Raw genomic sequence first — 17,317 nt, forward strand, 5'->3', positions numbered from 1 at the left:
AATAAATCGCTTTGGAGTTCGCTACTTAATTAGTTACGTATCTATGACGACGCCTAACCGTCGATTACTGTCGAAGGACAACAACTATGTATAATAAGTCGCCAAATTGGCGGCTTTTTTTGTTTTAACGATAGATGCCAGTCAATAGTTTAGAATACGAAATTTTCATGTAAATTCATTAAAAAGCTGAAAACAATTCCTTTTTTTAAACAAAAGAGGATATTCTTTTGGTTTATAAAATATATGTAGTATATATCACTGTACTTTAATTCATTTTAATGTTTATAATAAATTAATAGCCTTAACCTATGTCTTACACTCATCTATGATGCTGAAGTTTCTAAGTATCAACTCTGAACTTCCAGCACACTCCATTTTTTTACACTTCCAAGTCTACTTACACACTTTTATTTCTGATTACATCATGAAACTCAAAAACGATTTACTTTAACATGTCGATTACTGTTTGTTTGTGGCAAGACATTTTGTTGTTTTTGCTGTATCTATCTTAAATACATAGGAATGTGAACATCTGAATCCCATAAAACATTTGTTTTACCGCTTTTTTATGGTGAGGAAAGGGGTTGGACATGAATCGCATGACTTTGCTTTTTTCGGGACAAGGATCTCAGTATGTCGGGATGGGAGCGGCATGGCATGACGGTTTTTCAGAGGCAGGTCACATTTTTGAAGAGGCTGCTGATATTTTGGGGTATGATTTGAAAACTTTATGTATGAAAGGACCCATCTCCCAATTATCCAGAACATCCTACACTCAGCCTGCACTACTCACAATTAGTGTAATCGCATTCAGACGTTACATGCACGATGTTGGGATTATTCCCGAATTTTCTGCAGGGCATAGTTTGGGTGAGTATTCTGCATTGGTAAGCAGCGGAGTCTTATCGTTTGGCGATGCTTTGCGGGTGGTACAAGAACGGGGACGCTTTATGGAAGAAGCTTCAGAGGCCGGAGTGGGTTGCATGATTGCTGTTCGAGGGGCTGATTTAAATCTGCTAGAAGAGCTGTGCGATCACTATGACGTAACCAGTCAGCCTATTTCCATCGCTTGTTATAACTCCTCCTATCAATACGTCGTTTCTGGTCATCATGCCTCTGTTGCTGCGGTGGCGGGACAATTAGAGCAACGTGGGTTCCAAATTACCCGTTTGCAGGTAAGCGGCCCTTTTCACAGCCCGCTTATGCAGCATGCTGCTGACCGATTAGCATTGGAATTGCAAAAATATAAGTTTCATGAACCGCTGTGGCCTGTCATTTCTAATGTTACAGCACTGCCATATACGGATGCCAACAGCATTCGTCAAGGTTTGCATTTGCAAATGATCCATCCAGTGCGGTGGATACAAACGATGCAGTATATGGAGAAACATGGGGTGAAGCAGGGAATTGAATTAGGACCGCGAACGGTGCTGAAAAACTTGGCAAAGGAAACAAACATCGCTTTTGAGGTGCTTTCCTTGGACAGAGACTTGGATCGGATTGAGCTGGAACGTCGTTTTTCGATCCGTGATTGGTTGGTCAAACCGTTGGCGCTGGCGGTGTCTACACCCAATGCCAATTGGAATGAGGATGAGTATCAAAAGGGGGTTATTTTACCTATTCACAGGTTGGAGGAGTTACTCAAAAGCATAGAATCGGGCAAATCTTCTTCTGCTTATGAACTAAGACGCGAAGCGCTGGAGTGTATTCGCCTGATATTGCAAACCAAACAAGTATCTGCAGTAGAGCAGGAGGAAGTTTTAGACCTTTTGAGGAGGGATCAGGATGGAGCAGTTTCAAACTTTAATTGAAATCATTCAGGACCGAGCCAGTAGAGCTGAAAATGGAATTATTTTCATTTCGGGTGATACACAGGAGGAGTATGTAAGCTACAGTCAGCTTCTGGAGCAAGCACTGCAGGTACTTCATCAATTGCAGGAAAAAGGAGTACAGCCTGGCAATAAGCTAATTATGCAAATTGAAGACAATCATACCTTTGTGAATGTGTTTTGGGGCTGTCTGCTCGGCGGAATCGTCCCCGTACCTGTAAGTATCGGGAATAATGATGAACATAAAATGAAGCTATTTAAAATCTGGAGTACCCTTACTTGCCCTTACATGATTGCGGATCATAAAGTATTAGAGCAGTTAGAAAAGTATTCTCATCAGCATGAGATGCTGGATTTCTTTGATTCTGTGAAAGAAGCGACCTTTTCTAGCCATGATTTTGATTATTCCGATCAGAACAAAGGGACCATTCATCAATCCAGACCGGAGGATTTGGCGTTTATTCAATTTTCCTCTGGTTCGACAGGTGATCCCAAGGGAGTCATGCTGACGCATGAGAATCTCGTATACAATATTCGGGATATCGCCAGTCAAACGGGAATGACTTCAAGTGATGCGTATCTGGGCTGGATGCCACTCACACATGATTTGGGATTGATCGCTTTTCATTTAACCTGTATCATCGCCCATGCCAAGCAGCTCATTATGCCAACAGCTCTTTTTATAAGACGTCCTTCATTATGGCTAAAAAAGGTGTCGGAGCATAAGGTGACTCAAATCTGTTCTCCTAACTTCGGTTATAAATTTTTCCTTGATCAATATAAATCCAAAACAGCGGATAACTGGGATTTGTCAAGTGTTCGCATGATTTTAAATGGGGCTGAGCCCATATCGGTGGAGCTTTGCCATGTATTTATGGAAGCCATGAGTGTACATGGATTAAAAAAAAATATCATGTATCCTGTATACGGCTTGGCAGAGGCCAGCGTAGGTGTCTCCACTCCACCTTTGGATAAAGATAATTTTGTTACTATTCATTTAAATCGGCAGCAGCTACATGTAGGTGAACCTATAGAAGAAGTAGATTCATCCGATAAGCGTTGTCTTACGTTTGCGGATTTGGGCTACCCCATGGCCAGCACCTCTGTTCGCATTTGTGATGAGCAAAATCAGGTACTAAAGGACGATGTAATCGGATACACCCAAATTTGCGGCAAAAATGTGACTGCTGGGTACTATAACAATCCTGAGGCTACCGCAAAGGTCAAGACAGAGGATGGCTGGCTCATTACCGGAGATTTGGGTTTTATGAGAAACGGACGACTGGTGATTACAGGCAGAGCTAAGGATATTATTTTCGTGAACGGCCAGAACATTTATCCGCATGATATCGAAAGGATTGCAGAGGAACTGGACGGGGTGGATCTGGGGAAAGTAGCTGTCTGCGGTGTACATGATGCACAAACTAGACAGGATCGTATTGTTGTTTTTGTGATGCACACGAAAAAAATAGAGTTATTTTTGCCAACAGTCCAAAGGCTGAAAAGCCATTTGAATTATCGGGGAGGATGGCATATTCAAGATGTAGTTCCAATTCGCCGTATTCCCAAAACTACTAGTGGAAAGGTTCAGCGCTACAAGCTGGCTCAGAGCTACGAGCAGGGAGAATTTGATGTAGTTTTGGCATCCCTAACCGAGGCCGCTCGAAATATACAGGAAGCGAACGATGCCCCTGTACCTCAAGGTGAGATCGAGCAAAAACTGATTGGGATTTGCCAAGCTATTTTAAATGTACAGTCAATTGGGAAGGAAGATAGCTACTTTGATATCGGCGTAACATCCTTACAACTCGTTCAGATCGTGGACCAATTAGAGGAACAACTCGGGATTCATATTGAGGTAACGGACTTTTTCTCTTATCCGACTATCGCCAAGCTAGCTGGATATATATCCAGTCAGGGCTTAGGTCATAAGGTGAACACAGCACCGCAATTGGAATCCAAAGAGGAGGTAGAGGACCTGGATATTGCTATCATTGGCATGTCCGGTAAGTTTCCTCATGCGGATACACTGGAGCAGTTTTGGGCGAATGTAGCTTCCGGTACAGATCATATCAGTCCATATAGCGATGAAAGAAAAAAGGATGCCGAAGCTTTTATTTCCCGTCTGAATATGGAAGGCCGAAACATGCAAATCGCCGAAGGTGGCTATCTGGACGAAGTGGACAAATTTGACTACACCTTCTTCAAGCTGACTCCACGTGAAGCTTCTCTGATGGACCCGAATCAACGTTTATTTCTGCAAACTGCTTGGAGCACGATTGAGGATGCAGGCTATGGAGGAAAACAGCTGTCGGGGAAAAAGGTAGGGGTGTATGTTGGATTCTCCAAAACCAGCTTTGAATATGAACGATTGTTGTCCGAAGTGGAGCCAGGAGCGATTCCAAACTTTGGCATAGGCAATCTTCCGTCCGTTATCTCCAGTCGGATTGCGTATTTGCTTGATTTAAAAGGCCCAGCACTGACCATTGATACGGCATGCTCCTCGTCACTCGTAGCGGTACATCTGGCGTGTAAGTCGATTTTGAATGGAGACTGTGAGATGGCTTTGGCCGGTGGAGTGAAGACCATTTTGCTGCCGTTGAAAGCTGGCATTGGCATGGAATCCTCCGATGACCGGGCACGAGCATTCGACGATCAGTCGGACGGCACAGGCTGGGGCGAAGGCGTTGGAGCCGTTCTCTTAAAGCCGCTTCGCCAAGCGGAAAAAGACGGAGATCACATTCTGGGTGTGATCAAAGGAAGCGCGATTAATCAGGACGGCAGTACGATTGGAATTTCCGCGCCCAATGCGCTGGCTCAATCAGAAGTCATTTCGCAGGCGTGGCGTGATGCACGGATCGATCCCGAGACGGTAAGCTATATTGAAGCCCATGGTACTGGCACCAAGTTGGGTGACCCCGTTGAAATTAAGGGCATTACCCAGGCATTCCGTAGATTTACACAGCGCAAGCAGTTTGTGGCGATAAGCACGGTCAAAACGAATATTGGGCATTTATACGAAGCTGCTGGGATTGCGGGATTGATCAAATGCGTGCTGTCGATGAAGCATCAACAGATTGCACCGCTCGTTCATTTTCGCACACCCAACCGGAACATCCATTTTGAAGAATCTCCGCTGTATGCCAACACTAGACTGAGGGAATGGAAGACAGACGGATTTCCGAGAAGATGCGGGGTGAGTTCCTTTGGCTTCAGCGGGACAAACTGCCACGTGGTGCTGGAAGAATATATAGCGAAAAAGAGTGCGGACCAAGAAACCACCGACCGAAAAAATGGATCATCGCCATTGCTGCTGACACTGTCGGCGCGAACTGAAGGAGCTTTAAGTGAGTTGATTGCACGGTACGTGGATCGCTTTGAACGTGAGGAAGAATTGCCGATGGAGGATGTCTGCTATACGGCTAACACGGGCAGAAGCCACTTAACATACCGAGTGGCTGTGATAGCCGAAGGAGCGGAGGCTCTGAAAGTGAAATTACTTCAGCTTTATGAGCAGGGCAAGGCCATTGAAGGTGTATACATTGGAAAAGTAGATAGCAGTGGTGGTACAGAAACAGCCGTCGGAAGCTCGGACACTTTACAAGCACTGGAGCAAGTAGCAGTGAAGTACGTACAGGGGGCACAGATAGACTGGGACACGATATACGCAGGTCACCCGTACAAAAGGGTTTCTCTACCTACGTATCCGTTTGAAAGGAAAAGGTGCTGGATTCATGTTCCAGAACAGGTTCGAGCAGAGCAGAACGCACCCGTTTATAAAAAACCAATAGTAAGGGAGTCTGAAAATATGGGGAATGAGTATTCGACTTCAGCGTCGTTTACTGAGCAGCATAAATCTTCCATTCAACAAAAGCTAGCGAAAATGATCGGTAATGTGTCACAACTTAGTCTTGAGGAACTGGAACCGCAAACACATTTTCTAGAACTAGGGCTGGACTCCATTAATTTGTCCCAGGTCCGCCACAGCATCAAGGATACATTCGACTTGGATGTCCCAATGAATGAATTTTTTGAATCGCTGACCACGCTCGAACTGTTGACTAGCTACGTCGCAGAACAGGTGAGTATTTCCGTTTCTGACGAGGCAGCAGTTGGTGCTGTGGAAATCCAACCGAAAATACCCCTTAATCGGGTAGATGCTACTACAGTATCAACCTGGACAGGGCAGGATTCCAGCGCAATTGGTACATCGCCTCATGGAATAGTCACGTCCGGGCAAGACCCATTTCAAAGCACATCAGTTATAGCGACTTCTGCTGGTATCGAGCAGATTTTGCAGCAGCAGCTGCACGTGATGTCACAGCAGCTTGATGTGCTCCAAACTCAACCGACTCCTCCGACATCCGTTTCCCAATCATTTCAACCGGAAAGGGATTTGTCGTCAGCAAATAGAGGAAGCGCAGAGAGCTTTGAAACCAAACAGGAAGTTGCAACTGCATTAGCGACTGTTCCACCTGTACTAGCTGTTCCGAAGAAGGCAGGCCATGAAGCAAAACCGTTTACACCTTATAAAAAGCTGGAGGTCAAAGCTCATGAATTGCTTTCACACCGCCAAGAACAACATCTGCAAGAGCTGATTGAGCGCTATACTGCTCGGACGCGAAGCACCAAGCAGTACACTCAGCAGTATCGGTCTGTCTACGCGAATAACCGTAATGTAGCCGGATTCCGGCCTATTTTGAAGGAAATGGTCTATCAAATTGTTTCTCAACGTGCAGACGGGTCCAAAATTTGGGATTTGGATGGGAATGAATATGTAGATTTGACCATGGGCTTTGGTGTTAATCTGTTTGGACACAATCCAGCCTTTATTCGTGAAAAAATTGAGGCAGAGCTAAAGAACGGCATGTGTATCGGACCTATGTCCAACATGGCAGGACAAGTCGCCGAGAAGATTTGCAAGCTGACCGGTGTAGAACGGATCGCTTTGTACAATTCCGGCACCGAGGCGGTTATGGTTGCCCTCCGTTTGGCGCGTGCTGCCACCGGGCGAGCCAAAGTAGCCATTTTTGCCGGCTCCTATCACGGTACGTATGATGGTGTGCTTGCGTTGGGTAGTGCAGGCAATAATAAGGAGCATTCCACACCTCTGGCGCCTGGTATCTTGCAGCACATGGTGGATGATATCGTTGTACTCAATTATGGAACAGACGAATCGTTGGATTATATACGTACACATGGGCAGGAGCTGGCTGCTGTGCTAGTGGAACCAGTGCAAAGCCGTCGTCCCGATTTTCAGCCGAAGGCCTTTTTGCAGGAGGTTCGTCAAATCACGGAGCAATCCGGTACAGCTTTTATTTTTGATGAAGTGATTACAGGCTTCCGAATTCAACCGGGAGGCGCTCAAGCGTGGTTTGGTGTACAGGCTGACCTTGTGACCTACGGTAAAATTATTGGCGGCGGGATGCCGATCGGTATCGTAGCAGGGAAAGCCGCCTTTATGGATGGGATTGACGGAGGCACCTGGAGCTTCGGAGATAATTCCTATCCTCAGAATGAGCATCGGCGAACCTTTGTAGCCGGTACATTCTGTCATCATCCGCTGGCGATGGCGGCATCCCTAGCAGTGTTGAATTATTTGGAAAACCACGGCGAGCAGCTGCAAAATCAGTTGAACAGCCGTACTTCGGCGTTGGTAGCAGAGTTAAATAGTTACTTTACCCATGAGCAGATACCCATGAAGATTGTTCACTTTGGTTCACTATTTCGCTTCGTACTCAAGGGTGATCTGGAGCTTTTCTTCTATCACATGCTGGAAAAGGGTATTTACATCTGGGAAGGGCGGAACTGCTTCTTGTCGACCGCTCATACAGAGGAAGATATTGCGCGGATCATACAAGCTGTCAAGGACAGTGTGGATGAGCTGCGTAAAGGGGGATTCTTGCCTGATCTCACCCCGAACGGGAAAGGCCCAGGTCCAGGTAAGCAAAGTGTGTCTATAGCCGACCCTTCAGAAGTATCGACAGTGGACGTGGATGAAACGGTCATCCCACTAACCCCAGATCAAAGGCAGTTCTGGTTCGCTTAATGTCAAGAAACGAAGTGACTCCCGTTCTGACACGCGAACACATTAATGTGAGACGTTAAGCAAACTGTCCAATCCCGTATTTATTTTGCTGAAAAATCGGGTAAAGTGCACCTTGGCGTCTTTACGCTCCAAGTTTGATAAAATGTCAGGTTCTATTCTTAGGACTTGGCATTTTTAGTAGTGCACCCAGTATGGGCATCAGTTATGTCATCGAATTCAATTGTCATAAATTGACGCATGTCAGCGAGTAAACGAAAAGATTTGAGTTTTTTTAGGATCATTACTGGAAAAAAACTATATCCTGCATAATAAGTTAGATAAGCGCATTTAGCCATTAATGGTTTAATAAAACAAATTAGATCCTCGCTTTACAGATGGATAATTATATTTTATTAGTATGAGGATGGTTTCTTTATACAGTGGACCGTTCATATTTACCTTCCTATGAGAACTTTATCTTGTACCCCTAGCTAGGTTATATCGTGCTTTTTAGGCTAGCGTCACAGTTGGAAAGGATAAAATTAATTCCTTGAATACCCCATAGTAAAGGAGTCTGAAAAGATGGTGAATGAGTATTTTTCGACGGAATCTGCTTCCAATCCCCAAAAATCTACGATTACTAATAAACTGTCAAAAATAATCGAAAGTGTATCCCAACTCAGTCCAGACGAATTAGAGCCGCAAAAACATTTTTTAGAACTTGGTTTAGACTCTATTCTTCTGTCTCAGGTTAGACACAGCATTAAAAGTACGTTTGGCTTGGATATCCCGATGAACGAGTTTTTTGAATCACTGACTACGCTGGAGTTGCTGACAAACTATATTGCTGATAGGATAGCCTCGACCTCTGAAGAATTGTTCCAGAATTCGGAGGAGCATCAGCTGGCTGTGGCGTCTAGTATCACTTCTTCGGTACCTTCCGTTTTGTCGGGCTGGAGTCAAGAATCTACTATCCCTATAGAAGGTCCCGCACCACAAGAAAGCAAGCTATCAAATAAGGATGTATTTGCGGGGAGAGAACGAATTTTAGAAATGCAACTTCAACTCATGTCGCAGCAGATGGAAATACTGTGTCAATCTCGGCTTGCACCAGTGGCAATGCCTGAATCGCTTTCACTACAAACTGCTGTCGAACCTCAGACATCCGCGATGAAGGAGGTAGCTGCCACAGTTACTTCTGTTTCCCCCGTACAGGCTTCCGTGTCAGCTGTTTTGCCAGACAGAAAAAAATCGAAAGCATTTGTTCCCTATCAAAAAATAAATGTACAAGCTCATAATTCACTTTCACTTAGGCAGGAAAAGCATCTGCAAAAGTTGATTGAACATTACACGATGCGCACACGAAAGACCAAAGAGTATACTCAGCAATACAGGTCTGTATACGCCAATAACCGGAATGTGGCCGGATTTAGGCTTGCTCACAAGGAAATGGTGTATCAGATTATATCCCAGCGTGCAGAGGGTTCTAAAATTTGGGATCTGGATGGTAATGAATATATTGATTTGACGATGGGGTTTGGGGTCAATTTGTTTGGTCACAACCCATCCTTTATTCGTGAATCGATAGAAAAGGAAATACATAACGGAATGTGCCTTGGACCGATGTCCAATATGGCCGGGCAGATTGCCGAAAAAATTTGCCAAATGACAGGCATGGAACGAATTGCGCTATATAACTCGGGGACAGAGGCGATTATGGTTGCCCTTCGGTTAGCACGGGCTGCCACCGGGCGGGAAAAAGTGGTGATTTTTTCTGGTTCCTATCACGGTACCTTTGACGGAGTATTGGCATTGGGCGGAACAACGGATGGCAGGGAACAACATTCCACTCCTCTCGCACCTGGTGTACTACAGCACATGGTGGACGATGTCGTTGTGCTCAGCTATGGAACGGACGAGTCACTCCAATATATCCGCTCCCATGCCCATGAACTGGCTGCTGTTCTCATAGAGCCAGTGCAGAGTCGTCGCCCTGATTTCCAGCCCGCAGCTTTTCTGAAGGAAGTACGCCAGATTACGGAGCAATCCGGGGCCGCGTTCATTTTTGATGAGGTAATTACGGGTTTCCGTATTCAGCCGGGGGGTGCGCAGGCGTGGTACGGCATTGAAGCCGACCTTGTAACTTACGGTAAAATCATTGGCGGCGGTCTTCCCATCGGTATCGTGGCAGGGAAAGCATCGTTCATGGATGGAATTTATGGAGGAATGTGGAACTTCGGAGATGACTCTTATCCACCGCATGAGCAACAGCGGACGTTTGTAGCGGGAACTTTTTGCCATCACCCCCTGGCTATGGCAGCTTCCCTGGCCGTACTAAAGCGGTTGGAGAAGGACAGGGGGCAACTGCATAACGAGCTGAATAGTCGTACGAAGGCGCTCACAGCAGAACTGAATCACTATTTTACGGAGGAACAGATACCTATAAATGTCGTTTACTTCGGTTCCTTGTTCCGTTTCGTCCTTAAAGGTGACTTGGAACTATTCTTTTATCACATGCTGGATAAAGGAATTTATATATGGGAAGGCCGGAACTGTTTTTTGTCAACGGCTCATACTTTGGAAGATATAGAGCGGATTGTACAGGCAATTAAAGAGAGCGTTGATGAGCTGCGCAAAGGAGGGTTTCTGCCGGATCTGCACCCTCATGCAAACGATCTAAATAAGGCTTTTTTTCCTGAAACTGCAACTGCAAACCTTAAGGAATCGACGATTAAGCTGACTCCGGATCAGAAGCAATTATGGTTCGCCTCAGTCTCGGATTCAAAGGAATCGCAGTCGCTTCATGAGACTGTTTTACTGCGTTTCCGGGGTCCGCTACATGTTAAGGAATTTAATGAGGCTGTCCAACGTATCGTTAAACGCCACGAAGCCCTACGCACCTTTATGGGGGAGGACGGAGAAACGCAGATCATCGCCCCGGCAATGGCTGTCAGCATTCCGCTACATGATATCAGCAGTCTTTCTGTAGAGGAACAGAAACATGATATCCGTGCTTGGATGGATAAGGACAGGGAGACCGTATTCCCAATAAGTGCGGGGGAACCTTTATTCCGTATCCAGCTTTTAAAAACGTCGAATGAGAAGCACATCGCTGCATTTACATTTCATCATCTGATTGCAGATGGCTGGTCCATAGGTGTGTTTTTCCATGAATTGGAACGATTTTATTCCGCTTGTGTACGGGGGGAACACTGCACGCTTCCCGATCCTGTTCCGTTCCGAGATTTCGCAGCATGGCAGCAAAACCAGTTAGAGGCAGGTGGAGCGGCTGCCCTTGCTTTTTGGTCAGATGTACTTGCGAAGCCATTGCCCGCCCTTGACTTGCCGTCTATCCAACGCAACATCAGTTCTCCTTCTTCGCGCGGAGCACGGCACACCATTGTGGTGGATGAGCCTCTGGTGAAGCAACTGAAATCAGTCAGTATTCGGCTTGGCAACAGCTTATTTGTGACTTTATTGTCTGTTTTTCAGCTTTTCTTGCACAGACTGACAGGCCAAAATCAAATAATGGTAGGTATTCCAACCGCAGGGCAATCTCATATGGGTGTGTCCCCGCTAATTGGCAACTGCGTTAACTTGCTTCCAGTGATTTGTGAGGTAGACTCTGGAGCAACGTTCACGGAATTCACACAGACGGTCAAGCGAGTAATGCATACGCTGGATGCTTATCAGAAATACAGCTTTGCCGGACTTGCCCAGATAGGATTAAGCCATTTGCCCGTCCTTAAAGTGTTGTTCAATATGGATAGGCCGATTCCAGAGTTTCACTATTACGGACTGGAAACAGAATTGTTGGAGCATGAAATATTGTCCTGTCAATATGAGTTGTTTCTGAATGTTACGGAGTCTGGTCAGCAGTTGCGGCTTGATTTTGACTATGCTGCGAGTCTTTTTCAACAAGACACTATGGAAGTATGGGCGCAATACTTTGTACATCTGCTGAGCTCGATTGTGCAGGAAGACGGAATGCGTGTATCTGCACTGTCTTTGCTTCGAAGTACGGAAAGGGAGCGGCTTCTGGAAGTGTGGGCGACATACGCGGATTCTAAAGGGAATTATCCTTGTGTCCTGGACAAATATAAACATCCGTCTCCTACGGGTACCATCGGACAAGTATATTTGGCCACATCCGCTGGTTTACTGGGAACTACGCTGGAATGGGCTTATGTCGAGGTTGGAGGGAGAATTCGACATATCGGTGCAGCCAGCCGAGATGTTCTTATTCGCGGGCATCAAGTAAATCTTGAGCAGATAGAGAAACATCTTTTGCAAGCACTGGATTTGGATGCCTGTGTTTTGACGGCACGAAAAGACGGTGAGAGCAGTAACTCTTCGTATCTAGTGGCTTATATAGTGGACAATAATTCTAATTCGTGGGATATAGCGAAGCTGCAAGAGAGTGTTAGCTCAATACTTCCTGATTATGGGCAACCTCGCTTTTGGGTTCTGATGGATAGCATCCCTCTTTTGGCTGATGGGAAGCCGGATTTTCAATTATTGCCGAAACCAGAAGATATCAAGATAGAGGACTCGCAGAAGCAGGTTTCTGACGGCAATATGACTGAGGACAAACTGATATCTATATGTAAGGAAGTTTTAAATGTATCTGATATCGGATACAACGATAATTTTTTTCAAATGGGTGGAGACTCTTTAAAAGCGACTGTTCTTCTAAGCAGAATTAACAAGGAATTCGAAGTATATATTCCGCTGGTACAAATTTTACATTTGCAAACGATTGCACAACTGGCTGCACATGTAAAAGGAGGACAAAAGCGAAAGTTTGAGCCGCTTGTTCGGGCAGATTTACAGCCCTTTTATCCGGTATCTCCCGCTCAAAAAAGAATGTATGTGCTGGATCAACTGGGTGGAGGTGCAGCGTATCATGTATCGGGTCAACTGCATATAGAGGGAGAGTTACACGTTTCCAGGTTCATGGATGCAGTGAAGGAGGTATTTTCACGGCATGAATCCTTTCGGACGTATTTTGAGATAGTAGACGGGGAAACCGTGCAGAAGGTACAGGATATGCTTTCACTGGACATTCCTGTTACTCCAATTTCCGAAGAGGATGCTAATCACGTCCGTGAACTGTTTATTCAGCCTTTTGACCTGAGTAAGGCTCCTTTAATTCGTGCTGAGCTGTTCGCAATCCATCGTGACCAGTTTATGTTGCTGATCGATATGCACCATATCATTTCAGACGGCTTCTCGATGGCAGTATTAATGGATGAGATCAGCACGCGGTATCAGGGTGTGCCACTTGCCCCCGTTGACGTGCACTACAAAGACTATGTCGTTTGGCAAAAACAACATTATGTCGGAGACAGCCAAGCAAAGGATGAAGCATTTTGGTTAGACACGTTGGATGGCGAGCTCCCTGTATTAGACCTGCCAACTGACTTTGCTCGTCCGTCAAGTCAGAGCTTCGCAGGGGACAGCCTTACCTTCATTGTGCAATCCAAGCTGACGGATAGACTTAATCAATTGACAAGAGACACGGGAGCAACGCTCTTTATGGTGCTTTTGGCAGCTTATAATGTGCTGTTAAGCAAATACTCCGGGCAAGAGGACTTCCTCGTAGGTACACCGGCAGCGGGTAGAGGGCATGCGGATACGGAAGCAATGATCGGCATATTTGTGAATACTTTAGTTCTCCGTAATCGACCGCTGGCATCCCAGCCATTCAGTGCTTTTCTGGAGGACGTCAAACATAACACTCTGCTTGCGTTGGAGCACCAGGAATATCCATTTGACCAACTGGTCGACAAACTGGATCGAGTACGCGATGTAAGCCGCAATCCCATCTTTGATACGATGTTCAGTCTGCAAAATAAGGGAACAGAGGTCATTGAACTCGGCGGACTTCGTTTGCAACCGAATGAGTTTAATTTAGGTGTATCGAAGTTCGATCTTTCATTACATGTAACGGAAACTCAAGACCAGTTAACTTTAACCTGGGAGTATGCGACCAGCCTATTTAAGTTGGAGACGATTGAGCGATTTGCCCTCCATTATATAAAAGTGTTGGAAATCGTAACTCAAGATGTCGGAATTCGCTTGGCTGACATGGATATGCTGACAGAAGAAGATAAGCACTTATTACTATATGAGTTCAACAACACCTCTGCCTATTTTCCGCAGGATGCAACGATTCACGGAAGGTTTGAGCAGCAGGTTAGCAGGACTCCAGATGACATGGCAATCATATTTGGAGATAAGTGTATGACTTACCAAGAGTTGAATGAGCTGGCGAATCGTTTAGCGCGAACGCTGCGGGCGGATGGAGTGGGACCGGATCAGCCGGTGGGGATTATCGCTCAGCGTTCACCTGAGATGATGATTGGCATCTATGCAATTCTAAAAGCAGGTGGAGCTTATGTACCCATTGATCCGGGATACCCACAGGAAAGAATTCAATATATGCTTGAAGATTCGAGAACACAACTGGTGCTGACACAACCACAGTTTGCAGAACAGCTGAAGCAATATGCGGACTGCAAGGTAATGGTGTTGGATTATGCTTCCACGATCATGGTTTCTCAAACGTCCAGATCGACGGAGCCTACGACCGACTGCATGAGTAGCTGGCATGAAGATGCCTCCAACCTTGCGCCTGTAGCAGAACCAAACCATGCGGCCTATATCATCTACACATCCGGTTCCACAGGGAAACCGAAAGGGGTTATTGTTGAGCACCGCTCAGTCGTGAATCGGCTCTGCTGGATGCACAATAGATATGGGCTGAGCGAAGAAGATACGATTTTGCAAAAAACTGCCTTTACTTTTGACGTATCCGTATGGGAGTTGTTCTGGTGGTCGATGGTGGGCTCAAAAGTAAGCTTGTTGCCAATCGGTGGAGAAAAGTCTCCCGAACAGATCCTGAACACGATTAATGAAGACAAGGTGAGCACCCTTCATTTTGTACCCGCGATGCTGCATATTTTTCTGGAATATCTGGAGCAGCAACCAAGGGAAACGGTGCAAGCACAATTGAAAACGTTAAAACATGTATTTGCCAGCGGTGAAGCATTGCCTCCTCAGCAGGTGGCGCGTTTCTATCGAATTATGTCAGGGATTGGAAGCGCAAAACTAATTAACTTGTATGGTCCAACAGAAGCTACTGTAGACGTTTCATTCTTTGAATGCGAGCCTGTGGAAGAGCACTCGGTGATCCCGATCGGTAAACCGATTGATAATATTCAATTGTATGTTGTACAGGAAGGTACGGAGCGATTGCAGCCGATTGGAGTGGTGGGAGAACTTTGTATCAGTGGTATAGGAGTAGCCCGTGGCTATCTTAATAGACCGGAATTGACCAAGGAGAAGTTCGCTGCCAATCCGTTTAACAGCGGAGCGGAGGATTATGAGCGGATGTACCGCACAGGAGATTTGGCGCGTTGGATGCCTGATGGCAACATTGAGTATCTGGGTCGGATCGATCAACAGGTAAAAGTGAGAGGATATCGTATTGAACTGGGCGAGATCGAAGCGCAGTTGCTGTCTATAGACGGAATCCAATCAGCAGTAGTCGTAGCGCGGGAGAACAAAGACGGCTACAAGGATTTGTGTGCATACTTTGTGGCTTCTGAGCCATTAAGTCCGCTGGACGTGCAGAATGCGCTCAAGCAAAAGCTACCGTTTTATATGATTCCAGCATATGTGGTGCCAATGCAGCAGCTTCCTCTTACATCCAATGGAAAAACGGACCGAAAAGCGTTACCTGAGCCGGACCGACATGACTCTTTGCAAACGGATTATGTTGCTCCGAGAAATGATGTGGAAAAGGCGTTGGTTATGGTATGGCAAGACGTTTTGGGAAGTGATCATATAGGCGTTCGAGATCATTTTTTTCTGCTTGGCGGCGATTCTATTAAGGCTGTTCAGGTGGCCTCACGCCTGCGTCAGCATGGTTATTCCCTTGACATTTCTCTTTTGATGGAGCACCCGTTCATTGAGGATCTCAGCAAGCTTGTGACAACTTTGTTCCGCTACACAGACCAGAATTCGATACATGGAGAGATTCCAATAACATCGATTCAGCGGCAGTTGAATGAACTGGGCACATTTTACACCTTGCGGACGGCAACATCCATGCTATTTGCAGGCAACCCGGACTTCGATGAGGATCTGTTACGGTCTGTGCTGCAAACATTAACTACTCATCACGAGGGATTACGGCTTGGTCAGGCGTCGATCGACGAACCGTCAATCCTTGTATACCGAGATGAAAATGAAGAATTGTTCACACTTGATGTGTTCTCTCTAGTAGATGATGACCATGAAGCTAGCAAGCAATTAAAGAGCGAATGCTTCCAGATTCAAAATAGTTATGGAATGTTTGAGGGACCCAGAGTACGCGCAGGCTTATTCCGGATGTCGGGCTCCGACCAGTTCTTCCTTTCTGTAGATCCGCTAGTGGCTGATCCCACATCTTGGCGTATCCTGCTTGAGGATTTCACAACTGCCTATGAACAAGCTCTCAACGGGGAACCGATAGTGCTTCCTGACAAAACAGATTCTTACCGCTCCTGGATGCGGTGGCTAGAAGACTATGCAGACAGCAAAAAGCTGGCCAAAGAGAAACTCTACTGGCTGGATAAGGTTAATTTTGATGGAGAATTTATACCGAAGGACCATAAGACATCTGCACATTCCGAAACACTTCGTCCAGTAGAACATTGCATCATACAGCTTTCGGACGAGGAAACAAGCCAACTGTTGACACGGGCTAACCAAACCTATAATACAGTGACCGCTGAGTTACTGCTTGCTGCATTGGGACTGACTATAGTGGAATGGTCCGGACAGTCTAAGATTTCCATTGGATTTGAACATTATGATCGGGAGCAACAAACTGTGACTTCGGACAAACCGGACCTTTCAAGAACCGTAGGTCAATTCGGTTCCATATATCCGCTTGTTTTGGACATGGAGCCTGGGGAAGACAGTTCTCTTTTGCTCAGAAACGTAAAGGAGACAGTCCGGCAAGTGCCCAACCAGGGTTTAGGATATGGATTACTAAAATATGGTTCTGCAACCTCCGGCAGATCGGAATTTAATGCTAAGTATTACCCGGAAATTGGCTTCCGCTTGATTCATTCTGAATCGGTCAGTTCCTCTCACTTTCATACATCGCCTATGGATGTTGAATTAGGGTCCAGCCAGAATTGTAGCATTTCAGATTTAGCCTATCCCCTCTATCTGGATGGGCGGCTGAAAGACGGTAAGCTTTCCATCTGCATGCTTTATAACCATCACGCGTATGAAGCAGATACTATCCGAATGCTTCTGTTGCGTTTTGAACATCATTTGTCGGGCATTATTCAGCATTGTCTGGACCAATCCGAACGGCAACTAACACCATCAGATGTGGGAGCACGTGGTTTGGATCTGGATGAGTTTGAAGACATGAGGCAGTTTTATGAGAATCTATAAC

3 protein-coding genes are annotated in these 17,317 nt (G+C 45.8%); all 3 read left to right on the forward strand.

The annotated features are described in order from the left end of the window. Positions 1 to 590 precede the first annotated feature (590 nt). The 3 genes from fabD to ACM1ND_RS12625 all read left to right on the forward strand — a co-directional run bounded on the left by fabD (position 591) and on the right by ACM1ND_RS12625 (position 17,316). Positions 591 to 1,811 (forward strand): ACP S-malonyltransferase, encoded by a 1,221-nt coding sequence (gene fabD, locus ACM1ND_RS12615; protein WP_418027847.1) that lies wholly within the window; start codon positions 591 to 593, stop codon positions 1,809 to 1,811. Then, positions 1,786 to 7,878, forward strand: coding sequence for an aminotransferase class III-fold pyridoxal phosphate-dependent enzyme (locus ACM1ND_RS12620; RefSeq protein ID WP_418027849.1), 6,093 nt, complete (start codon positions 1,786 to 1,788; stop codon positions 7,876 to 7,878). Before fabD ends, ACM1ND_RS12620 begins: the two co-directional genes overlap by 26 nt. 564 nt (positions 7,879 to 8,442) lie before the next feature. Next, the gene (locus ACM1ND_RS12625) at positions 8,443 to 17,316 is read left to right on the forward strand and encodes an amino acid adenylation domain-containing protein (RefSeq protein WP_418028027.1); all 8,874 of its coding nucleotides are present in this window, start codon (positions 8,443 to 8,445) and stop codon (positions 17,314 to 17,316) included. Position 17,317: the final 1 nt, after the last annotated feature.

This window comes from Paenibacillus sp. JJ1722 (genome assembly GCF_048282685.1).
In the GTDB taxonomy this organism is placed as follows: Bacteria; Bacillota; Bacilli; order Paenibacillales; family Paenibacillaceae; genus Paenibacillus; species Paenibacillus polymyxa_B.

Coding starts and splice junctions, on each gene's coding strand:
- fabD (WP_418027847.1), top strand. CDS start 591: ATGAATCGCATGACTTTGCTTTTTTCGGGACAAGGATCTCAGTATGTC.
- ACM1ND_RS12620 (WP_418027849.1), top strand. CDS start 1,786: ATGGAGCAGTTTCAAACTTTAATTGAAATCATTCAGGACCGAGCCAGT.